The 21,429-nt window shown below is 34.4% G+C and carries 22 protein-coding genes; 9 read left to right on the forward strand and 13 right to left on the reverse strand.

Annotation, left to right across the window (positions count from 1 at the left end):
* The first annotated feature begins 15 nt into the window (after positions 1 to 15).
* Complete coding sequence (locus BUC23_RS14215) at positions 16 to 732, forward strand: 3-ketoacyl-ACP reductase (RefSeq protein WP_073210547.1); 717 nt, start codon at positions 16 to 18, stop codon at positions 730 to 732.
* Between the two features lie 133 nt (positions 733 to 865).
* Here BUC23_RS14215 and mtaB read toward each other — a convergent pair whose 3' ends face one another.
* Positions 866 to 2,194 carry a tRNA (N(6)-L-threonylcarbamoyladenosine(37)-C(2))-methylthiotransferase MtaB gene (mtaB, locus tag BUC23_RS14220; protein WP_073210549.1) on the reverse strand — a complete coding sequence of 443 codons (1,329 nt, stop codon included), beginning with the start codon at positions 2,192 to 2,194 and terminating at the stop codon, positions 866 to 868.
* Between the two features lie 132 nt (positions 2,195 to 2,326).
* Between mtaB and BUC23_RS14225 the strand changes: the two genes are divergently transcribed.
* Positions 2,327 to 2,908, forward strand: a complete 582-nt coding sequence (locus BUC23_RS14225; RefSeq protein ID WP_073210552.1) for a hypothetical protein — start codon at positions 2,327 to 2,329, stop codon at positions 2,906 to 2,908.
* Between the two features lie 185 nt (positions 2,909 to 3,093).
* On the opposite strand, the gene BUC23_RS14230 is transcribed toward BUC23_RS14225, so the two are convergent.
* The 9 genes from BUC23_RS14230 to hisS form a co-directional block, all read right to left on the reverse strand.
* Entirely contained in the window at positions 3,094 to 3,891 is a 798-nt protein-coding gene (locus BUC23_RS14230) for a Cof-type HAD-IIB family hydrolase (protein ID WP_073210554.1), read from the reverse strand.
* Between the two features lie 24 nt (positions 3,892 to 3,915).
* Positions 3,916 to 4,134 carry a DUF2007 domain-containing protein gene (locus tag BUC23_RS14235; protein ID WP_073210556.1) on the reverse strand — a complete coding sequence of 73 codons (219 nt, stop codon included), beginning with the start codon at positions 4,132 to 4,134 and terminating at the stop codon, positions 3,916 to 3,918.
* A gap of 21 nt (positions 4,135 to 4,155) precedes the next feature.
* Positions 4,156 to 4,890 (reverse strand): DEAD/DEAH box helicase, encoded by a 735-nt coding sequence (locus BUC23_RS14240; protein WP_084538359.1) that lies wholly within the window; start codon positions 4,888 to 4,890, stop codon positions 4,156 to 4,158.
* Positions 4,891 to 4,954: 64 nt separating this feature from the next.
* Positions 4,955 to 6,118, reverse strand: coding sequence for a sigma-54-dependent transcriptional regulator (locus BUC23_RS14245; RefSeq protein ID WP_073210559.1), 1,164 nt, complete (start codon positions 6,116 to 6,118; stop codon positions 4,955 to 4,957).
* A gap of 81 nt (positions 6,119 to 6,199) precedes the next feature.
* Entirely contained in the window at positions 6,200 to 7,516 is a 1,317-nt protein-coding gene (locus BUC23_RS14250) for an ABC transporter permease (protein WP_073210561.1), read from the reverse strand.
* Between the two features lie 72 nt (positions 7,517 to 7,588).
* Positions 7,589 to 8,509 carry an ABC transporter ATP-binding protein gene (locus BUC23_RS14255; RefSeq protein WP_073210563.1) on the reverse strand — a complete coding sequence of 307 codons (921 nt, stop codon included), beginning with the start codon at positions 8,507 to 8,509 and terminating at the stop codon, positions 7,589 to 7,591.
* A gap of 135 nt (positions 8,510 to 8,644) precedes the next feature.
* Complete coding sequence (gene dnaJ / locus BUC23_RS14260; RefSeq protein ID WP_073210610.1) at positions 8,645 to 9,760, reverse strand: molecular chaperone DnaJ; 1,116 nt, start codon at positions 9,758 to 9,760, stop codon at positions 8,645 to 8,647.
* A gap of 80 nt (positions 9,761 to 9,840) precedes the next feature.
* A complete protein-coding gene (locus BUC23_RS14265; RefSeq protein WP_073210565.1) occupies positions 9,841 to 10,413 on the reverse strand; it encodes a nucleotide exchange factor GrpE in 573 nt (190 codons plus the stop codon).
* Between the two features lie 305 nt (positions 10,414 to 10,718).
* Positions 10,719 to 12,089, reverse strand: a complete 1,371-nt coding sequence (hisS, locus tag BUC23_RS14270; protein ID WP_073210567.1) for a histidine--tRNA ligase — start codon at positions 12,087 to 12,089, stop codon at positions 10,719 to 10,721.
* Between the two features lie 370 nt (positions 12,090 to 12,459).
* On the opposite strand from hisS, the gene BUC23_RS14275 reads away from it, so the two are divergent.
* Positions 12,460 to 13,701, forward strand: coding sequence for an ABC transporter permease (locus tag BUC23_RS14275; protein WP_073210569.1), 1,242 nt, complete (start codon positions 12,460 to 12,462; stop codon positions 13,699 to 13,701).
* A 220-nt stretch (positions 13,702 to 13,921) separates the two neighbouring features.
* Here BUC23_RS14275 and prmC read toward each other — a convergent pair whose 3' ends face one another.
* Entirely contained in the window at positions 13,922 to 14,809 is an 888-nt protein-coding gene (gene prmC, locus BUC23_RS14280) for a peptide chain release factor N(5)-glutamine methyltransferase (RefSeq protein ID WP_073210611.1), read from the reverse strand.
* A 45-nt stretch (positions 14,810 to 14,854) separates the two neighbouring features.
* Positions 14,855 to 15,340 (reverse strand): GNAT family N-acetyltransferase, encoded by a 486-nt coding sequence (locus BUC23_RS14285; protein WP_073210570.1) that lies wholly within the window; start codon positions 15,338 to 15,340, stop codon positions 14,855 to 14,857.
* A 117-nt stretch (positions 15,341 to 15,457) separates the two neighbouring features.
* Between BUC23_RS14285 and ribD the strand changes: the two genes are divergently transcribed.
* The 3 genes from ribD to BUC23_RS14300 are packed head-to-tail and all read left to right on the forward strand — an operon-like array spanning position 15,458 to position 17,739.
* Positions 15,458 to 16,501 carry a bifunctional diaminohydroxyphosphoribosylaminopyrimidine deaminase/5-amino-6-(5-phosphoribosylamino)uracil reductase RibD gene (gene ribD / locus BUC23_RS14290; RefSeq protein ID WP_073210572.1) on the forward strand — a complete coding sequence of 348 codons (1,044 nt, stop codon included), beginning with the start codon at positions 15,458 to 15,460 and terminating at the stop codon, positions 16,499 to 16,501.
* Positions 16,494 to 17,096: an HAD family hydrolase gene (locus BUC23_RS14295; RefSeq protein WP_073210574.1), complete on the forward strand. Its 603-nt coding sequence runs from the start codon at positions 16,494 to 16,496 to the stop codon at positions 17,094 to 17,096. Before ribD ends, BUC23_RS14295 begins: the two co-directional genes overlap by 8 nt.
* A 13-nt stretch (positions 17,097 to 17,109) precedes the next feature.
* Positions 17,110 to 17,739, forward strand: coding sequence for an IMPACT family protein (locus BUC23_RS14300; protein WP_073210576.1), 630 nt, complete (start codon positions 17,110 to 17,112; stop codon positions 17,737 to 17,739).
* 29 nt (positions 17,740 to 17,768) lie between these two features.
* Here the strand turns inward: BUC23_RS14300 and BUC23_RS14305 are convergent, their stop codons facing one another.
* Positions 17,769 to 18,173 carry an acyl-CoA thioesterase gene (locus BUC23_RS14305; RefSeq protein WP_073210578.1) on the reverse strand — a complete coding sequence of 135 codons (405 nt, stop codon included), beginning with the start codon at positions 18,171 to 18,173 and terminating at the stop codon, positions 17,769 to 17,771.
* A 186-nt stretch (positions 18,174 to 18,359) separates the two neighbouring features.
* Here BUC23_RS14305 and dnaA point away from each other — a divergent pair, with 186 nt between their 5' ends.
* From dnaA to BUC23_RS14320, 3 genes are all read left to right on the forward strand, one after another.
* The gene (gene dnaA, locus BUC23_RS14310) at positions 18,360 to 19,787 is read left to right on the forward strand and encodes a chromosomal replication initiator protein DnaA (RefSeq protein ID WP_073210580.1); all 1,428 of its coding nucleotides are present in this window, start codon (positions 18,360 to 18,362) and stop codon (positions 19,785 to 19,787) included.
* 8 nt (positions 19,788 to 19,795) lie between these two features.
* Complete coding sequence (locus tag BUC23_RS14315) at positions 19,796 to 20,263, forward strand: low molecular weight protein-tyrosine-phosphatase (RefSeq protein ID WP_073210582.1); 468 nt, start codon at positions 19,796 to 19,798, stop codon at positions 20,261 to 20,263.
* 93 nt (positions 20,264 to 20,356) lie between these two features.
* Positions 20,357 to 21,079, forward strand: a complete 723-nt coding sequence (locus BUC23_RS14320; RefSeq protein WP_073210584.1) for an SAM-dependent methyltransferase — start codon at positions 20,357 to 20,359, stop codon at positions 21,077 to 21,079.
* The last annotated feature ends 350 nt before the right edge of the window (positions 21,080 to 21,429 follow it).

The raw sequence follows: 21,429 nt of genomic DNA on the forward strand, positions 1-21,429 counted from the left end.
ATAAATAATTAAAAAATGACTGACTTAAAAAATAAAAACGCCCTAATTACCGGCGCAGGAAAAGGAATTGGAAAAGCAATCGCTTTGGCCTTAGCCAAAGAAGGCGTAAATATAATTTTGGTAGCACGTACACAAGAAGAAATAGACAGCGTAGCGGCAAAAGTACGTTCTTTAAGAGTAAAAGCATTAGCTATAACCGCTGATGTTGCTGACATCAATTCGGTAAATAGTGCAGTAGAAAAAGCCTTAGCTGAATTTGGAACTATTGATATATTAATCAACAATGCCGGAATAGCTGCTTTTGGAAAATTCTTAGAATTGGAACCAACGGATTGGGAACGCATTATTCAGGTAAATTTGATGGGAACGTATTATATGACACGTGCCGTTTTACCCAATATGATCGAAAGACAAACAGGTGATATTATTAACATTTCTTCAACAGCAGGATTAAGCGGAAATGCTTTAACAAGTGCCTACAGTGCTTCAAAATTTGCCGTTTTAGGATTGACGGAATCGTTGATGCAGGAAGTTCGCAAGCATAATATCCGCGTAACGGCATTAACACCAAGCACTGTTGCCACTGACATGGCCAAAGAATTAAAATTGACTGACGGAAATCCAGAAACCGTAATGCAAGCCGAAGACATGGCCGAATTAATCATCGCACAACTCAAATTAAACCGACGAGTATTTATCAAAAACAGCAGTATTTGGTCTACGAATCCATAAAAATTTTCAACAATATAAGTCATATAAGTTTTTTAAACCATTAAGGGATTGAGAAAATTAAGCGTAAAACTTAATGAACTTAATCCCTTAATGGTTTTTTAATTTTTTGCTTATATACCTATATGTTTAAAAACTAAACCAAAGCCGTAACAAAATCTATTCGCACACTTCCGTCTTCACCAATTTTAGTCAAATTAATATCATGCAACGTATTGACTAATTCTGGATTCCATGGTGTTTTTACTTTCACGTAGTTTTCGGTAAATCCGTGAATATAGCCTTCTTTATTTTCGCTTTCGAACAAAACGGTTCTATCAGTTCCCAACTGACTTTCGTAAAAAGCACGACGCTTTTTAACTGATAAACCGCGCATCATCTTACTTCTTTTTGCGCGAACATTAGCAGGAACAACTCCGCTCATGTCAGCTGCTTCTGTATTATCACGTTCTGAATACGTAAAAACATGCAAATAGGAAATATCCATTTCATTCAGGAAATTATACGTCTCCAAGAAATGCTCATCGGTTTCACCAGGAAATCCAACAATCACATCCACGCCAATACAAGCGTGAGGCATTACTTCCCGTATTTTATTTACTCTTTCGGTATATACCTCACGTAAATAGCGACGTTTCATTAGCTTCAGAATATCATTACTTCCCGATTGCAACGGAATGTGAAAATGTGGCACAAAAGTTCTGCTTTTCGACACAAATTCTATTGTTTCATTTTTCAACAAATTAGGTTCAATAGACGAAATTCTCAATCTTTCGATTCCTTCCACTTTATCTAATTCCTGAACTAATTCTAAGAAAGTATGTTCGTGTTTTTTATTTCCAAATTCTCCTTTTCCGTAATCGCCAATATTGACTCCGGTAAGAACAATTTCCTTGATATTTTGAGCTGAAATGTCTTTTGCATTTTTCAACACATTTTCCAATTCATCACTTCTCGAGATTCCTCTTGCTAATGGAATCGTACAATACGTACATTTATAATCACATCCATCTTGCACCTTTAAGAAAGCTCGCGTTCTGTCACCAATAGAGTAACTTCCCACATAAAAATCAGCTTCCGAAATCTCACAAGAATGAACTTCCCCCATATCATTTTTGGACAAATCATTTATATAATCGGTAATTTTAAATTTCTCCGTTGCGCCAAGAACTAAGTCAACACCATCAACCGCAGCTAATTCCTCCGGTTTCAATTGTGCATAACAACCTACCGCAGCAATAAAAGCCTTATTATTTAGCTTCATTGCCTTTTTTACAATCTGTTTGAATTGTTTATCTGCATTTTCAGTTACCGAACAGGTATTGATTACATACATATCAGCCACTTCTTCAAAATCTACACGATCAAATCCTTCGTCCTGAATAGAACGGGCAATTGTTGATGTTTCCGAAAAATTCAGTTTGCAACCCAGCGTATAAAAAGCAACTTTTTTTCTATTTTCCATAATTTGTCTTAAACTAATGAAATCGTTGTCAAAAAATTTAAGTCTACAAATTTACGCACAATATTCTGGAAAACGAAATCAATAATTTTCTATATATTAGCATATTTTACACAAATAATTAGACTATAAAAAATGAAAAAAATAATTACTATTCTATTTCTTTTGGTTGCAGTTCAAATAAATGCCCAAAACACCATTGAATGGGATGGTATATATCAACTACAACTTTCCGATTTTCAATCTGTTGCCACGCAAATTGGGAATGTAAAAATTAATAGTATTCATACTGCTTCAAGTCTTGATTTTGCATTTCAAATGAGCAATGTTGAGTTTATGTTCACTAAAAATTTTAATTCTAAAGTAAGTTGTATATTCAAGCGTGATGCCGCATCCATTATTGCGACTGACAGTAGTACAGCTAATTATTTAGTAAATTTTGCGCAGTATGAATTTGATTTATCTGAACTCTATGCCCGAAAATTGCGAAAAGAAATTTACATGCAAAAAGGCACTTTTTCTGACGTCAGTTTTTTACAAGTTATCTATAATACTATTGAAAAACAATACACCGATGAGCATGCAACTGCTTCAAAAATAACAGACCTTGGACAAAATGAGAAAAAACTTTTAGAAATCCGAGCTGATATCCTTAAAAGAATACAAGAATATCCTGATTTTTGCAAAAGTTGTAAACCTCCAAAGAAAAAATCTTAGTTAGAGATAGATCTTTTTACTTTAGCGCCTGATTATGTCGAGTGCCAACTTATTTCGTAAACAAGATAATGCATTTGCAACTCAACTAATTTCTAAAAACAAAAACCATTAAGAAATTAAGTTTATTAAGAACTGCTCTTAAATTACCTTAATTTCTTAATGGTTTTAATTATAATTTGAAAATTCTAATTCAAGATAAATCGCCTGACAACTTCTGCAACACCATGATCATTATTTGACGCTACGATAAAATCTCCTTTATCTCTCAATTCAGGATCTACATTATCAACCCAAACGCCCAATCCAGCATATTCAATCATTGTTAAATCATTCCCTGCATTTCCTACAGCAATAATTTCACTTTGAAGTATGTCCAGTTTTTCAGCCAAAAATTTGATACTGGCTCCTTTATCAATTCCATTTTGCGCTACTTCAAGAAAAAAGGGCTTTGACATACTCACACTAAGATGTGGCATTGCGGCTTTCAAGTCTTTTTCTACTTCTTTTAAATAACTTGGCTCTTCTAATAAAATACATTTGACAGCTGAAGACTGCACTTCATCTTTAAAACTCACCACTTTGTTATGCACTAAACCGGTGATGTTCTTTTCGATTTCAATATATTCAGAATCCGTTTCACTTACAATTTTCCCATTAACGTAAGTAATAATGTGTGTCTTACTTTTCAAACTGTAATCATACAATTCATGGATTTGTTTTTGCGTTAACGTTTGCTCAAAAATAACTTGATCCTCCTTCAAATCTGTAATAACAGCGCCATTATACGATATCATATACGAATTATCCAATTGTAGTTCTTTGGCATATGCCGTCATCGCTGGAGTTGGTCTTCCGGAAGCCAAAACGATATGAACACCCAATTCTCTTGCCTTAGATAACATCACTTTATTCTCGTTTGAAATGATATGATCGTCGTTCAACAAAGTATCATCCATGTCCAAAACCAACATTTTATATTTCATTCTATTTCTTTTATTGTGAATGAATTAAATACTCATTCTGAATTCTTCAATAACTGGGTTTACTTTTGCAAACTCGGTTTCCTGAACAAACAATTCAACCGCTAAATCTGAATTTCCAAATCCACCCAATCGAGCCGATTGTATATTATTTTTCACTACTACATCTACACCAATCGCTTCGATTTTTTCTTGTAAAGCCATTGCTAGAATTTCACTTCCCGAAAACACTTTCATTAATCCCATCTTGTTCTTTATTTTTTATTATTATTTATTACCGTTTTCTTCATCTCCTTCTAGCTCCTCAAAATCATCTGTTGCTTCAGGTTCAAAATTTTCTTCTTCCTCAAAATCTTCTTCTTCCTCTTCATCCTCATCATCCTCATCATCCTCATCAAAATCGAATTCAAAAGGTTCCACTAGCATTTTTTCAGCAAGGATTTCTATTCGCTCTGTGAATTGTTCCGAAAAAATTATACGCTGCGTTTTATTGATACTGTTCGAAATGCGCATGATTTTAGTTTCATGACGCAATTTCAAAATGGGATCGGCATCATCCAAAACAAACATTTTCAATCGGTTTACATTAAATCCAGCTGTGGTAAACATTTCGCTCAATTTATTCGGAGTTCCAATCAACACATCAATTCCGCTGGAAATATAATTTTTATCGTACTCCATGTCCCCTTTATCATGGACACCATAGACTTCTAAATCAGATTCTTTTCCGTATTTTTCAAAAAACGATTCCATTTCCAATACTTTGGCTTTGTCTTCGACAATAATCAAAGCTCTTGGTGATTCTTCGTTTGAACCCGCCAATCTCTGAATCACATTCAGCACAATTGTTGTTGATTTCCCGCTACCTTTTGGAGCAATAATAATACAATCCGAACCACTTTTGAGTGTCGAAAATGTTTCTTTTTGCATCGCATTAGCTTCGGTTAAACCGTTTTCAATTAAGGCTTCTTGTAACTTTTCGTTTATTTTTTTTAGTTTCATTTCTTATGATTGAAAGATTAAAAGATTAAAGCTATTGCCAAATCTTTTAATCATTAAATTAATTTTATTTCGATGCGAACAGCTTCACATCATTTTCGGAAATTTCGCTTCCGCCAAGGATTATCAAACGTTCCACAACATTTCGCAATTCACGAATATTTCCTGTCCAATCGTATTCTTTCAATAAATTAATAGCTTCTTTTGAAAACTTTTTAATTGCATTCCCTTGTTCGGAAGCAATTTTATCTGCAAAATGCGAAATCAACATTGGAATATCATCCCGTCTATCATTCAACGATGGAACTTTTATCAAGATAACAGCGAGACGATGGTATAAATCTTCACGGAAACGACCTTCGGCAATTTCGACTTTCAAATCTTTATTGGTAGCCGCAACGACACGCACATCTACTTTGATGTCTTTATCAGCACCCACTCTGGTAATCATACTTTCTTGTAGAGCACGCAATACTTTGGCTTGCGCCGAAAGGCTCATATCTCCAATTTCATCCAAGAAAATGGTTCCTTTATCAGCTGCTTCAAATTTCCCTGCGCGGTCTTTCACGGCTGACGTAAACGCTCCTTTTACGTGACCGAATAATTCGCTTTCTATCAATTCACTAGGAATAGCGGCACAATTCACTTCGATTAAAGGAAAATTAGCTCTTTCGCTTTTTTCGTGCAATTGATGCGCAACCAATTCTTTTCCGGTTCCGTTTGGTCCCGTGATTAAAACTCTAGCTTCGGTTGGTGCTACTTTTTCAATCATCAGCTTGATATGATCGATGGCGTCACTTTCGCCAATCATCTCGTAGTTTTTACTGACTTTTTTCTTCAGAATTTTATTTTCTACAACAAGCTGTTTTTTGTCTAAAGCATTGCGAACTGTATTCAACAATCGATTTAAATCTGGTGGTTTTGAGATGTAATCAAACGCACCCAGACGCATTGTATTAATGGCTGTTTCCATATCACCATGACCCGAAATCATAACCATCGGAATTTCAGGTTTGATTTTTTTGACCGCTTCAAGAACTTCGACACCATCCATTTTTGGCATTTTGATATCGCACAAAACGAGGTCGTAATCGTTGTTTTTTATTTTTTCATAGCCTGAAACACCGTCTTCAGCTTCTTCAACCTGATAGGTGTCATTTTCTTCGGAAAGTATTTTTGTAAGTACTCTTCGAATAGCGGCTTCGTCTTCTATGATTAATATTTTACTCATTTTTGATAATTTGTTTAATCATTAATTCGGTTATTTGTTTAATCGATTAAACGAATAAACAGCTAAGCGATTAACCTAGATTTAATACTTCAACCATTTATACAATTCGCCCCACGTTGGTTTTTTGCCATACATAAGTATTCCCACTCGATATATTTTTGCAGCAAACCAAACTACGGAAAAGAAGGTACCAAATAATAGTGTTACCGATATTGCAATTTGCCACAAAGGTACGCCAAACGGAATTCGCATAAGCATAACAATGGGTGACGTGAGCGGAATCATAGAAAATATAATTGCAATTGTCCCGTGTGGATCATTTATGACCGTAAAAAAACCGATGTATACGCTCAACATTAATGGCATAATGATAGGTAAAAGGAATTGTTGTGAGTCGGTTTGATTGTCAACAGCAGCGCCAATTGCGGCATAAAATGAACTGTAAAGAAAATAGCCTCCAATGAAATAAATCACGAATCCCACCAGAATGCTTGCAATAGGCAAATTCCATAATTCTTTGATATACATTTGAGCAGTTCCGGCAAATTCTTGTTGGGCACTTTGCATTAATTCAGGTGAAATTCTGGCTGTAGGTCCTACATTTACTCCAAAAAATACAGAAGCGGCAAACATTAATGACATTCCGATAATGGCCCAAATAAAGAATTGCAATAATCCTGCCAATGAAGTCCCTATGATTTTACCCATCATCAGTTGAAATGGCTTTACAGAGGAAATGATAATTTCGACAATTCGATTTGTTTTTTCCTCTATTACGCTGCGCATCACCATGTTTCCATAAATGATGATGAACATCATAATGAGATATCCAAAGGCGCCGCCAATCCCTATTTTTATTTCGTTGAGTCCTTTTACACTTTCCTCTCCCGAAGCTTTTGCTAAGCTGATATTCACTTTCGATTCGGCATTTTTTATGGCTAAAGTATCAAGATGTGCATTTTCCAGATTCGTTTTGGTCAATTTCTTCGCAATTACATCCTGAACATTCTCGATGAAAGAAATACTCGGACTGTTGTTCGAAATAAACTGTATCTTACTTTCAAAATCCTTTATATTTTTTTCTTTTGGGATATATAACAAACCTTCGTAGCTTTCATTTGTGATACTGTCTTTAAGAAATTTCAAATCAATCAAAGACAAATCGAGGTATTTATACTCCCCTTTCTTCGTGTTTTGCGAAGTGAATTCTTTGGCAAATAAACCCGATTCATCATGAATAGCAATTCGTTTTGTATCTGCTTTCATAGAACTCAAATACCCGACAAACGCCGCTATTCCAACGAATAATAACGGACTCAGGAAAGTCATTACAATGAAAGACTTATTACGGACTTTGGCAATAAATTCTCTTTTTATGATTAATGAAATTATGCTCATTTATATTTAGATTATTGGATTGTTAGATTATTAGATTTTTCGAAAAATCGAAATGTCAAATAATCTGAAAGCCTATTTTGTAACTGTTTGAATGAAAATATCATTTACACTTGGAATTTTCTCTACGAAATGCGTTACTTGTCCACGTTGTGTAAGGACATTCAACAACTCGTTTGGCATGGCATTCCCTAATTGAATTTCTAGTTTTAATTCGTTGTTAAGCGATTTGAAATTAGCAGGACCAACAGTAAATTTTTGTGTAATATCATACATCAAACCTTCTACGTTATCCGATAAAACGCCTACTTCGTAACTATTGGTTTTGAATTGTCTTTTGACATCATCTAGCTTTCCTTCAATCAACTTATTTGATTTGTGAATTAAAGCGATATGATCGCACAATTCTTCCACACTTTCCATCCGGTGAGTCGAAAAAATTATCGTAGCTCCATCTTCTCGCAACTTCAAAATTTCATCCTTTATGACATTCGCATTTACAGGATCAAAACCGGAAAAAGGTTCGTCAAAAATCAACAATTTCGGCTTGTGTAAAACACAAACAACAAATTGAATTTTTTGAGCCATTCCTTTAGATAATTCTTGAATTTTTTTGTTCCACCAACCTTGAATTTCTAATCTGTCAAACCAATATTCTAGTTGCGCTTTGGCTTCTGCTTTTGAAAGTCCTTTCATTTGAGCCAAATACAAGCATTGTTCCCCAACTTTCATCGTATTGTACAATCCTCTTTCTTCCGGAAGATACCCAATATATTGAACGTGTTTGGGCTGTAGCTTTTCACCATCAAGGATAATCTCGCCGCTGTCAGGTAAAGTAATTTGATTTATGATTCTGATAAGTGATGTTTTTCCTGCTCCGTTTGGACCCAAAAGTCCGTAGATACTGCCTTTAGGAACAGTTAATGAAACCTCGTTAAGCGCTACATAATCACCGTATTGCTTCACGACTTTATTAACTTCAAGTATATTACTCATGCTGAATTTTTAATTGGTGTAAAAGTAAATAATTAGTACCGAAATACTTATAATTGTTACATAAAAAACCCATCCTTGTTTTACCGGGATGGGTTTTTTTATATTTTAATACAAACAGAATAAATTAAGTCTGTATTACGAAAACATATCTTTTACTTTCTCGAAAAATGATTTATCCGATTTTTCAGGATTTGGAATAAAATTCTCATCAGTTAATGCATTTTCAAAAAACTGTTTTTGTTCTTTGTTTAATGTTTTTGGCGTCCAAACATTCACATGCACTAATAAATCTCCACTACCATAACCGTTGATATTTGGAATACCTTTTCCTTTTAATCTAAGAATTTTACCGGATTGAATTCCTTCTTCCAATTTAATTCTCACTTTACCGTTGATTGCTTCGATGTCTTTAGAAATTCCAAGAACAGCTTCAGCAAAACTGATGTATAAATCGTAATGCAAATTCTCTCCTTCGCGTTTCAAGAACTCATGCTCCAGTTCTTCAATGGCAACAATTAAATCTCCCGGAATACTATTTCCCGGAGCATCATTTCCTTTATTAGATACTTTCAATTGCATTCCGTCAACGACACCCGCTGGTATTTTGATTGAAACCGTTTCATCTTCAAGAATCATTCCTTGTGAATCTGCTTCGGCTGGTTTTCTATCTAAAATCTGGCCAGAACCTCCGCAGGTCGGACAGGTTGAAGCAGATTGCATTCTACCCAAAATGGTATTGGTAACTCTCATTACCTGACCTTGACCATTACAAGTAGAACAAGTTTTATAGGAAACACCCGGAGCTTGAACTTTACGTTTTACTTTTACTTTTTTCTCAACACCATTAGCGATTTCTTCTAATGTCAATTTCACTTTGATACGTAGGTTGCTTCCTTTAGCGCGACGAACTCCGCCACCGCCACCGCCACCAAAACCTCCGAAACCACCTCCGAAGATATCACCAAACTGACTGAATATGTCATCCATATTCATTCCGCCGTGACCACCTCCGCCAAAACCGCCTGAACCATCAAATGCTTGATGACCGTATTGATCGTATTTGGCTTTTTTCTGAGGGTCGCTTAGTACTTCATAAGCTTCGGCTGCTAATTTGAATTTTTCTTCTGCCGATTTGTCTCCAGGATTTTTGTCAGGATGATGCGCAATTGCTTGCTTTCTGTAACCCTTTTTAATTTCGGCAGCATCGGCACTTTTTGAAATGCCTAATATTTCGTAAAAATCTTTTTTCATTTTTATTTTTTCTTTTGTAGAGATGCACTGGAGTGCGTCTCTACGCATAATATCAAAGACATTATTAATTCAGGGTTCAATTACTGCCCTATAACCACTTTAGGAAAACGAATGATTTTATCTCCCAATTTGTATCCTTTTTCAAGAATATCAACAATTTTCCCTTTCATCTTAGGAGCTGGAATTTGAGTAATTGCTTCCGCAAAATCAGCATCAAAAACATCCCCAGCCTTAACCTCAACTTGCTCTAATCCTTTGGAAACTAAAGTAGTTTTCAATTTTTCGTGAATAAGTTCCACACCTTTCAACAAAAGTTCATCTTCAGATTTGCTTATTTCAACCATAGCTCTGTCAAAATCATCTAAAACAGGAAGCATCGCCAATAAAACCTCTTGGTTTGCCGTTTTAAACAACTCGATACGCTCTTTTGTAGTTCTTCGTTTGTAATTTTCAAATTCAGCAAATAATCGCAAATACTTATCTTTTTCCTTCGCTAAGTCTTGTGTTAATTGCTCTTCTACACTTAATTCCTCAATAATAAGTTGTTCTCCGTTCGCATTATTCTCTAATGTTACTTCGTCTATTTCTTGATCGATTTCTGTATTTTCAGTAGTCATATTACTTATATTTTTAAAAATATTCTTAAACTTCATTTTTTATTCTTTTCTATGGATTGCAAAAGTACTGCCAATTCTTTTAAAATGTCAAATTGTCACTCTTTTATTAAACGCCATTTAATTTTCATTAAATTCTTTTTAAAACAATTTCATCTTTAATCTATAAATTTTAATATAATTTTATGATTATCTCGATATAGTTTACATAGATTTGTGTAAGTTTTTTTTAAGTTTAAAATAAAAACGAAGGTTCCCTAAAAAATTATTAATTCACCATTGTATTATATTAAAAAAAGCTTCGTTTTTAAACGAAGCTTTTTTTATGGTATAAAGTCATGAAATTAGGAAAGTGCTACTAGTAAACCTTCAAAATCAACAGAAACTTGTTCTCCGGTAACCAGATTTTTAAGGGAATAAGAATTGGAAGTCATTTCCTGCTCTCCAATTATAACCGCAAACGGTATTCCTCTTTTGTCAGCATGCTGAAATTGTTTCGCCACCTTTGTATTATCTGGATATAACTCTACTTTTACACCTGAAGCTCTCAATTTCTGAATGGCTTGCAAAGCATAAAAAGCTTCTTGATCTCCATAATTAATAAATAATGCTTTAGAAGTTGCTGTAACAGTTTCCGGAAATAAATTCAACTCTTCAATGACCAAGTAAATTCGGTCTAATCCGAACGATATTCCCACACCGCTCATATTTTTGAGTCCAAAAATTCCTGTCAAATCATCATATCGACCGCCACCACCAATGGAACCCATTGCAACTGATTTTGGTGGGGCCACTTCAAAAATAGCTCCTGTGTAATAATTCAATCCTCTTGCTAATGTAACGTCTAAATCTAAAATGGAATTATTCAATCCCAATTTCATCACATTTTCACAAATGAAACGCAATTCCTCCACTCCTTTCATTCCTTCTCCTGATTCAGAAAGCAATTCAGAAAGCTGCGTTATTTTCTCAGAAATGGTTCCAGTAAAACTGAAAAGCGGCTGCACTTTTAGGATTGCCTCTTCAGAAATCCCTTTCTCCATCATTTCCTTCTTCACACCATCTTCGCCTATTTTGTCCAGTTTGTCAAGTGCCACCGTAAAATCAATTAATTTATCTGAGGCGCCAATTACTTCGGCAATTCCAGATAATATTTTTCTATTGTTGATTTTGATGGTAACTCCGTTTAAACCTAAAGCAGTAAAAACAGTGTCATATAACTGTACTAATTCTACTTCTTGCCACAACGATTTAGAACCTACCACATCAGCATCGCATTGAAAAAATTCTCTGAAACGTCCTTTTTGCGGTCTATCGGCGCGCCAAACAGGTTGAATTTGATACCTTTTGAACGGAAATTCAATTTCGTTTTGGTGTTGTACAACGTAACGAGCAAAGGGAACAGTTAAGTCATAACGCAACGCTTTCTCAGAAATACTTGATGTCAGTTTGGTACTGTCTTTATTTTCTAAATGGGCTGCATTGGCTTTCGCCAAATAATCTCCTGAATTTAATATTTTAAAAATCAATCGATCGCCTTCTTCACCGTATTTTCCCATTAAGGTTTCGGAGTTTTCGAATGAAGGCGTTTCTATAGGTTGGAAACCAAATTTCTCGAAATTACTTTTTATAATCTGAATGATATATTGACGTTTTGCCACCTCAGTTGGTGAAAAATCTCTTGTACCTTTTGGAATGCTCGGTTTTGATGCCATTGTTGATTTACGAATTACGAATTATGAATTACGAATCTAAAAAAAGGATCAACCTTAAAATCGAAGGTTGTATTTTCTAAAATTGTAATTCCTTGCAAATATCTTACTTTTTAAAATATTTCTTTCTAAAAAAATTCGCATTTTATTTCCCAAATCGCTAGCCCGGATTAGAGCGGAAATTAAGCGCTAGAAATAATATTGTTTTCTTGGCGAAAAGAGCGACCAAAGGAAGCTCCTTTTTGACAATTGAAAATAAATTATTTTGACAGCTTTATTGTAACGAAAGCCGGAAACAGCTCCTAAAAATAAATTAGTTTTTTAGAAAAGAAAATTTGTAACAAAAATTGTATTTTCGTGTCAAATAAGAACTATGCTAAAATTATTCAAAGAAAATATTCGGATCGCTTTAGGATCTATCAAAACGCAGCTGTTAAGAACCATTCTTACGGTTTTGATAATTGCTATTGGAATTACTGCACTGGTTGGAATTCTGACTGTTGTTGCTGCTTTAGAAAACACGATTTCATCTGATTTTGCTTCTATGGGAGCCAACACATTTAATGTAAATCAGTATGAAAATACCGCTCGAAGACAAGGTGGTGAGGAACGAAAAATCATAAATCCAGTTATTTCCTACCCGGAAGCCGTTGCTTTCAAAAATAAATATAAATATCCTTTTACCGAAACTTCACTTTCTTTTACGGCTACAACTACTGCCGAAGTGAAGTATGAAGGCGCTAAAACCGACCCTGAAAATGCAATTGTTGGAGTCGACGAATATTTCATGACTAATTCAGGTTTGGAAACAAGTAGCGGAAGAAATTTCACTGGATTTGACATTCAAAATAATGCTTACGTATGTGTTGTAGGTTCTGATTTTGAAAAAGGATTACTAAAAGATGTCAACCCAATTGACAAAATCATTTCTATTAGAGGAGCCCGATTTAGAGTCATTGGCGTTTTAAAAGAAAAAGGAGCCACTTTTGGCAATAAGCAAGATTTAAGGATTCTAATTCCTATTCAAGTTGCGCGTTCGCTTTTTACGGCGCCGAATATAAATTATACGACGAGCGTCATGGTTTCCAGAAAAGAATTACTGGATCAGGCCATTGACAACGCCATAAGCACGATGCGAAGTGTTCGAAAATTAAGTCCGGTAAAAGACAATAATTTTGGCGTGGTTCGCAGTGATGATCTTATAAATCGAATCTTGGGAATCACTAAATATCTTGGACTTGCGTCTTGGCTTATTGGTATCATTACCGTTTTTGGGTCTTCTATCGCCTTGATGAATATCATGATTGTTTCCGTGACGGAACGCACCCGTGAAATAGGTGTCCGTAAGGCACTGGGCGCTAAAAAAACAACAATTGCCGTTCAATTTTTTATAGAAACTTTGCTAATTGGTCAATTAGGCGGTTTAGTAGGAATTATTTTTGGAATATTGATTGGTTTCGGAATTGCAACAGCCGTTGATTTTGTTTTTGTAATTCCATGGGGCGCCATATTAGCAGCTTTTATTACCAGTTTTCTTGTCGCAATATTTTCAGGTCTATATCCTGCTGTAAAAGCAGCCGTGCTGGATCCAATTGAAGCTTTGCGATATGAATAGTTTGCAGTAGTCAAAGTAATTGCTAGGAACGAGGCAGTCACATTCCGTATTTTCCAAAATAATTTGGGCGTGACCCCATTAAAAAAAGGGGCTAACTAATCATACGCGTTAGTTGCCCCTTTTTTTAATGCGGTCGGGTCATTCGCGTTACAAGGTAACTAGCTTCTACCCCTCACGCAGACCCTGCAAAACCAGAACTTTTGGTATACAACAACTAAAGCTAAATGCGATTGCTTCGTTCCTCGCAATGACAACTAATCATTCTGTCATTTCCGTAAATATCTTTTCGAAGTTCGATCTTTTTGAAATTCATTTTTTCCAGTAAATCAATCATTTCTTTTCCTAGATATTGATTGATTTCAAAAAATAATTGTCCTTTTTCAGAAAGGTTTTTCTGAGCCAGTTCCGCTATTTTTCTATAAAAAATCAGCGCATCATTATCTTCCACGAAAAGAGCCAAATGAGGCTCATTATCCAAAACATTTTTCTTGATTTCCTCTTTTTCAAGATTTCGAACATACGGCGGATTCGAAACAATAATATCAAATTGCTGCTTCAAATCTTGGGTTTCAAGAATGTTCTGATTGATAAACGTAACATTTACGTTATTGAGTTCCGCATTTTTATTGGCCGTAGCCAAAGCTCTTTCGGAAACATCGATCGCATAAACCTGTGAACTCGGAATATTTTTTGCCAATGAAATGGCGATGCAACCGCTTCCCGTTCCAATATCCAGAATCTTTAGTCCCGAAGTTTCGGGATTAGACTCTTGGATTATTCGATTGGTAGACAAAATCCAATCCACTAATTCTTCGGTTTCCGGTCTCGGAATTAAAACGCTTTCATTTACTTCAAAATCCAAACCGTAAAAACTGGTTTTACCCAACAAATACTGAATTGGAATTTCCTTTTTTAGCTGTTCCAAAATCGAGTTCCAAACCACAATTTCTTCTTCTGAAAAATCTAACTCAGGACGCAAAGCCAAATCAATTCTTTTGAGCTGCTTTTTTTCTTCCAGAATTAAATAGAAAAAACTCTCCGCCTCGCCCGCATCATAGATGGAAGTGAGTTCTTGAATAAATTGCGTTCTGTATTCTTTTATTTTCATTTTATTGGGATATCTATTCATGAATTAAAACGTTCAATTCAAAACTTATAGCTCTTTCAACATCCAAACTGGACATGAAGTGTGACCCGTGCTTCCCATTGGCGAGCAAATGTATTCGAAGCCAACTTTTTTATATAATTTCTGAGCATCGAGCATAAACGGCATCGTTTCCAAATAACATTTTTCAAAACCGAAATCCTTCGCACTTTGTAAGCATTTAGCCATCATTTGGCTTCCAATTCCCAAACCTCGTGTTTCTGGCAAAAAATACATTTTTTGCAATTCACAGATAGTCTCCGCTTCATTTTCAAGTGGTGCCACTCCTGCCGAACCGATAATTCTGCCTTCTTTTTCAACAACATAATAAACCGATTTTGGCTTACTATATTCCTCAAACATTAAATCCAAATAAGGATCTTCATAGGCCGTTCCCACTTTTGGAATATTCAACTCGTCAAAAACAGCTCTTATCAATGCTGCAACTGCGCTATTGTCTTCTTTTTTTATTTTTCTAATACTGTAATTTTCCATTTTTTAACACCGCTAATTTTACTCACAAAAGTAGAAATTGTTTATTGTAATTTTCGAAAGTTTTAAAACAAATCGGGAAGTTTCGGGGCTAAACTCAAAAATAACTACTTTTGTGTTGTGAAAATACATGAAAAATATATCAGACGATGCATCGAATTGGCCAAAAACGGTTTGGGAACAACTTATCCCAATCCTATGGTCGGAAGCGTGATTGTTTATAACGATAAAATCATTGGCGAAGGCTGGCATAAAAAAGCTGGCGAACCTCACGCCGAAGTAAATGCGATAAATTCCGTAAAAGACAAATCGCTGTTAAAAAAAGCGACTATTTACGTGAGTTTAGAACCGTGCAGTCATTTTGGAAAAACGCCACCTTGTTGTGATTTAATTATCAAAAATAAAATTCCAAATGTAGTTATTGGAACTGTTGATCCTAATGAGAAAGTGGCTGGAAATGGCATCAAAAAATTGTTAGAAGCCGGAACTCATGTTACAGTTGGCATTCTTGAAGCTGAATGTAACAAACTAAATAAACGCTTTTTTACTTTTCACGAAAAGAAAAGGCCTTACATCATTTTGAAATGGGCCGAAAGCCAAGATGGTTTTATCGCTCCTTTAGAGAAATTAGAAAAAAAACCAGTTTGGATCACCAATCGTTATTCGAGACAATTGGTACATAAATGGAGAAGCGAAGAGCAAGCCATTCTTGTGGGAACCCAAACTGTGATTGATGACAATCCAAAATTAGACGTGAGAGATTGGACCGGAAACAATCCTATACGGGTCGTTCTAGACCAAAACAATCGCGCTTCAAATGACAGCCAAATATTCGACGGTCAGACCAAAACAATTGTATTTTCAAAATTAAAATCTCCAGTTGAAAAAGAAAATATTATCTTTGAAGTAATTGATTTCGAACAAAATATAGCAACACAAATAGTTCAAAAACTATATCAGCATCAAATCCAATCTGTTATTATTGAAGGTGGCAGACAAACTTTGCAGACTTTTATTGATTCAAATCTCTGGGACGAAGCACGGATTTTTATTGGAAACATCAAAATTAAGGAAGGAATAAAAGCTCCTACATTGGTTAAAAAATCATTCGAAAAACTTTCAATTGGCAATGATGAACTAATACTATCTAGAAACGATGATTAATACTATTATATTTGATTTTGGAGATATATTTATCAATTTAGATAAGAATGCCACTATGAACGGGCTAAAAAAATTAGGCTTATCTGAGTGGAATGATGATTTAGACCAACTAAACCATCAGTTTGAAATGGGTAAAATTTCACGAGAAAAATTCCTTTTTGGCATTCAAAAACACATTCCAAATGCAAGTATTAAAGAAATATTAGCTGCGTGGAACGCGATACTTTTGGACTTTCCTCTTTATCGCTTGGAATTTCTTCAAATGCTTTCTAAAAAATACCGATTATTTTTACTGAGTAATACGGATTCCATTCACATAGAAACTTTCGAACAGAAAACTGGAGTTTCCTTTTACAGCGATTTTTACCAATGTTTTGAAAAAGTATATTTTTCTTTTGAAGTTGGACTCAGGAAACCCAGTCCTGAAATTTTCAATTACATACTAAACAACCATGAATTGTCTCCAAAGAGGACTTTATTCATTGATGACAAAAAAGAAAATACTGATGCAGCACACAAGTTAGGGCTTGAAGTTTGGCATCTTAAAGTTGGCAAAGAAGATATCGTTGATTTATTTGACAAAAAAATAATTTAGAAAACAATCCCTTTTGGAATTTAAAGACACTTACAACACCATTGACTTTTCGCCTTCCGCAGTATTATTCAAAGAAAAAAACAGCAAATTCTTTGGTTATGCTTTCCCAATTCAATCCGAAGACGAAGTTAAACCCATCATTGACAGCTTGCGAAAACAACATCCTACTGCCGGACACTTTTGTTATGCCTATCAAATCGGAACTGACTCCATAACGTACAGAGCAAATGATGATGGAGAACCAAGCAACAGTGCCGGTATGCCAATTTATGGCCAAATTCAGTCATTTTCTGTCACCAATGCACTCATTATAGTGGTTCGTATTTTTGGCGGCGTTAAATTAGGCGTAGGAGGATTAATCTCTGCTTATAAAACTACTGCCCAAATGATTCTTGAAACGTGTGAAATAGTAGAAAAAACAATTGATCTCCATTTTATAATCTCATTTGATTACATCAACATGAATAAAGTGATGCGAGTAATTAAGGAAAAGAAACTGGAAATTGTGACACAGGAAATGGAAATAAATGAAAATTCAGGACTTCCGATTGGGAAAATCGAAATTAAAACTCGAAAAAAAAATGCCGAAATGATTTTCGACATTTTTAATTCTATTTTTGAAATCAATATAAAACGACTCTAATTTTGATGTGAAATTGCTTCTTTGATAAGTTATTCTATAGTTTTTAACAATTCCAAAATATAATCCGGCGGAGCGATTGGACGACCCGTTTTTAAGGACACAAAAACCAAAATAAATTGTGCAGTTGTTAATAACTCCTCTGCTTCATTATAAATAGCGCAATCAAATTCTATCTTCACAGAAGTCTGACTTTTGAAAACCGTATGAACAGTAAGCAACTCATCATATCGTGCTGATTTTTTATAATTTATATTCATAGAAACTATTGGCAAAGCAATCCCGCTTTCTTCCATCTTTTTATATGAAATCCCTTTGTTTCTGAGCCATTCAACCCTTCCTATCTCAAAATAAGGTATGTAATTTCCATGATAAACAACGCCCATTTGGTCCGTTTCTGAGTAGCGAACCCGCACTTCAATTTGATGATCTTTCATTAATTATTTATTAAAAATTTAAAATTTAAAAAGCTCCTTACAACAATAATTTATAAAATTATCACCTATTATATTTTTTTTTACAGAAAATTGTTCACATATTTGTTACCCTGAAAAATAACAGAAACACTCTTTTTTTTTTGTAGGATAATAAATACCCCAAATAAAAATAATTTAACAGAATCTATGAACAAAACTGCTCAATCAGTATGGGAAAACTGTCTGTCTTTTATAAAAGACAACATTCAGGATCAAGCTTACAAAACTTGGTTCGAACCAATCAAATCAGTTGAACTTACCGATAACGCATTATATATTCAGGTTCCAAGTAAATTTTTCTACGAATGGTTAGAAGAGCACTATGTTAAATTATTAAAAGTAGCACTTACTAAAGAACTTGGAAAAAACGCTAAGTTACTTTATAAAATCAGAATGGAAAACACTTATGGCAACAAACAACCGTTTACGGAGCAATTGCCAAGTGCCAACAGAGTTCCAATGAAACCTCAGGAAGTTGATGCTCCGTTCAAGAATTTAAACCCTGAATTAAAAAATCCATTTGTTATTCCGGGAATTCGCAATTTGAAAATTGAATCGCAATTGAATGCGAACTACAGTTTTGATAATTTTCTGGAAGGAGACTCAAACAGATTAGCAAGATCTGCCGGAATGGCTGTTGCCAATAAACCAGGCGGAACCTCATTTAATCCATTGTTGATTTTTGGTGGTGTTGGTTTAGGAAAAACACATTTAGCGCATGCTATTGGCGTTGAAATAAAAGATAAATATCCAGAGAAAACGGTTCTATACATTTCGGCTGAAATTTTCACCCAACAATACATTGACTCGGTTAAGAAAAATAACCGAAATGACTTCATCCATTTCTATCAATTAATTGATGTTTTAATTATTGATGATGTTCAGTTCCTTTCTGGAAAATCTGGAACTCAAGATGTATTTTTCCATATTTTTAACTATTTACACCAAAATGGTAAACAGGTAATTTTGACTTCGGACAAAGCACCTGTTGATATGCAAGATATCGAACAACGTTTATTATCTCGTTTCAAATGGGGATTATCTGCTGAATTGCACCAACCCGATTATGAAACCAGAATTTCTATCCTTAAAAATATTTTATACAGAGATGGTGTAGAAATTCCAGAGGAAATTATAGAATACGTTGCCCGTAATATCAAATCGAATGTACGGGAATTGGAAGGCGCTATTATTTCCTTGATTGCGCAATCGTCATTCAATAAAAAAGAAGTGACGCTGGAACTTGCAAAAAGCGTCGTTGAGAAATTTGTCAAGAATGTAAAACGAGAAATTTCTATTGATTACATTCAAAAAATTGTTTCTGATTACTTCCAATTGGATTTAGAAACACTTCAATCCAAAACCAGAAAGAGGCATGTTGTTCAGGCAAGACAATTAGCTATGTTTTTTGCTAAAAAATTCACAAAAGCGTCTCTGGCGAACATTGGTTCACAAATTGGTGATCGTGATCATGCTACAGTATTACACGCTTGTAAAACCGTTGATAATTTGATGGCTACCGACAAACAATTCAAAAAATTTGTTGATGACATTAATAAGAAATTAACGCTATAAAAAGCATTATGCCCATAAAAATCTTAATGGTTTGTTTAGGTAATATTTGTCGGTCACCCTTGGCTGAAGGAATATTGGCTTCTAAACTTCCAAAGAATAAATTCCAAGTTGATTCAGCAGGAACAGGGTCATGGCATATAGGTCGTTCACCTGATGATCGTTCAATAGCTGTTGCAAAGAAATATAATTTAGATATTTCAGAACAAAAAGGGAGACAATTCAGTACTAGTGATTTCAATACTTTTGACTATATTTTTGTAATGGATAATACCAATTATGATGATGTAGTTCAACTTGCCCAAAACCAAGAACAAAGGGAAAAAGTTCATCTTGTATTAAATTCTTTATTCCCTAACGAAAACGTAGATGTTCCCGATCCTTACTTTGGCTTACCAAACGGTTTTGAAATCATTTACAATATGCTAGATAATGCATGCGACGTGATTGCCAAAGAATTAATAGCCAAACATCAATAAATTTCTACTTTAAAAAGATTTTTAAAAACAGCTTCATTATTTTTAATTAATTCTATCCTCATACATTTAGCTTCGAAATATAAAATTAGACCTATGAAATCAAATACTCTTTTAGGAAAACTCTACTTAATCCCTACCACTATGGGTGATTGTGACCCTATGGATGTTTTACCACAGACCATAAAAAGAAGTATTGATTTTATTGATTATTATATTGTTGAGAATGACAAAACAGCTCGTAAATCGATCAAAGAAGTTAGTCCCGAGAAGAAACAATCAGAGCTAAAGCTTTATGTTTTGAACAAGCACACCGAAACGAAAGAACATTTAGATTTCATCAAACCTTTATTGGAAGGTAAAAATGTAGGTTTAATGAGTGAAGCGGGTTGTCCCGGAGTGGCAGATCCCGGTGCAGTAATTGTAAAATTAGCCCATGAAAAAGGAATCCAGGTTATTCCGTTGGTAGGTCCTTCTTCTATTCTTTTGGCCATGATGGCGTCAGGAATGAACGGGCAAAGTTTTACGTTTCATGGCTATTTACCTATTGAAAAAGACGAAAAGAAAGCCAGTTTTAAAACCTTAGAGAGAGTATCTTTCGAAAAAAATCAATCTCAGATTTTCATCGAAACTCCATATCGCAACAATAAATTATTAGAAGATTTATTGCAAACACTCCATCCAGAGACACATTTATGTATTGCAACTGATATCACTTTACCAACAGAATATATCAAGACTAAGAAAATTGCAGCTTGGAAAAAAGAAACCATCGATTTACATAAACGTCCGACAATTTTTATCATACACAAAATGTAAAGTTTGTACATTACAAATTATCGTTTAAACAATCCATTTACAGTAATTTCTATTGTTTATAAGTTACCAAAGACATAGAAAATCCTCAATAAATTATAATTTTCTTTATTTAAAAAAACATTTCATTCTAAAATAAACACTCAGCTATCTTAGAAACAAAAAAGTAAATAATACTTTTTATTTAATACTCTTGAACCTTAAAAAATAGTTTCTCTTAAAACAAAACTATCCAACTTTATATTATTAATAACGGTTTTTCCGATTAATAATTAGAAGAAAAAAGCAGCTTTATTTAACATTAATTATAGAAATCATTAACCCTAAAATTCTAAAAAAAGTGTTAATTTTAC

This window comes from Flavobacterium xinjiangense (assembly GCF_900142885.1).
Lineage (GTDB): Bacteria > Bacteroidota > Bacteroidia > Flavobacteriales > Flavobacteriaceae > Flavobacterium > Flavobacterium xinjiangense.

Excerpts from the sequence above, each read along its gene's own strand:
- dnaA (WP_073210580.1), top strand. The coding sequence starts at position 18,360 with ATGAACAAAACTGCTCAATCAGTATGGGAAAACTGTCTGTCTTTTATA.
- mtaB (WP_073210549.1), bottom strand. The coding sequence starts at position 2,194 with ATGGAAAATAGAAAAAAAGTTGCTTTTTATACGCTGGGTTGCAAACTG.
- BUC23_RS14250 (WP_073210561.1), bottom strand. The coding sequence starts at position 7,516 with ATGAGCATAATTTCATTAATCATAAAAAGAGAATTTATTGCCAAAGTC.
- BUC23_RS14295 (WP_073210574.1), top strand. The coding sequence starts at position 16,494 with ATGATTAATACTATTATATTTGATTTTGGAGATATATTTATCAATTTA.
- BUC23_RS14235 (WP_073210556.1), bottom strand. The coding sequence starts at position 4,134 with ATGGGATTAATGAAAGTGTTTTCGGGAAGTGAAATTCTAGCAATGGCT.
- BUC23_RS14240 (WP_084538359.1), bottom strand. The coding sequence starts at position 4,890 with ATGAAACTAAAAAAAATAAACGAAAAGTTACAAGAAGCCTTAATTGAA.
- hisS (WP_073210567.1), bottom strand. The coding sequence starts at position 12,089 with ATGGCATCAAAACCGAGCATTCCAAAAGGTACAAGAGATTTTTCACCA.
- prmC (WP_073210611.1), bottom strand. The coding sequence starts at position 14,809 with ATGAAAATAAAAGAATACAGAACGCAATTTATTCAAGAACTCACTTCC.
- BUC23_RS14315 (WP_073210582.1), top strand. The coding sequence starts at position 19,796 with ATGCCCATAAAAATCTTAATGGTTTGTTTAGGTAATATTTGTCGGTCA.
- BUC23_RS14285 (WP_073210570.1), bottom strand. The coding sequence starts at position 15,340 with ATGGAAAATTACAGTATTAGAAAAATAAAAAAAGAAGACAATAGCGCA.
- BUC23_RS14230 (WP_073210554.1), bottom strand. The coding sequence starts at position 3,891 with ATGAAATATAAAATGTTGGTTTTGGACATGGATGATACTTTGTTGAAC.
- BUC23_RS14265 (WP_073210565.1), bottom strand. The coding sequence starts at position 10,413 with ATGAAGTTTAAGAATATTTTTAAAAATATAAGTAATATGACTACTGAA.
- BUC23_RS14275 (WP_073210569.1), top strand. The coding sequence starts at position 12,460 with ATGCTAAAATTATTCAAAGAAAATATTCGGATCGCTTTAGGATCTATC.
- BUC23_RS14305 (WP_073210578.1), bottom strand. The coding sequence starts at position 18,173 with ATGAAAGATCATCAAATTGAAGTGCGGGTTCGCTACTCAGAAACGGAC.
- BUC23_RS14255 (WP_073210563.1), bottom strand. The coding sequence starts at position 8,509 with ATGAGTAATATACTTGAAGTTAATAAAGTCGTGAAGCAATACGGTGAT.
- BUC23_RS14225 (WP_073210552.1), top strand. The coding sequence starts at position 2,327 with ATGAAAAAAATAATTACTATTCTATTTCTTTTGGTTGCAGTTCAAATA.
- BUC23_RS14245 (WP_073210559.1), bottom strand. The coding sequence starts at position 6,118 with ATGAGTAAAATATTAATCATAGAAGACGAAGCCGCTATTCGAAGAGTA.
- dnaJ (WP_073210610.1), bottom strand. The coding sequence starts at position 9,760 with ATGAAAAAAGATTTTTACGAAATATTAGGCATTTCAAAAAGTGCCGAT.
- BUC23_RS14320 (WP_073210584.1), top strand. The coding sequence starts at position 20,357 with ATGAAATCAAATACTCTTTTAGGAAAACTCTACTTAATCCCTACCACT.
- BUC23_RS14215 (WP_073210547.1), top strand. The coding sequence starts at position 16 with ATGACTGACTTAAAAAATAAAAACGCCCTAATTACCGGCGCAGGAAAA.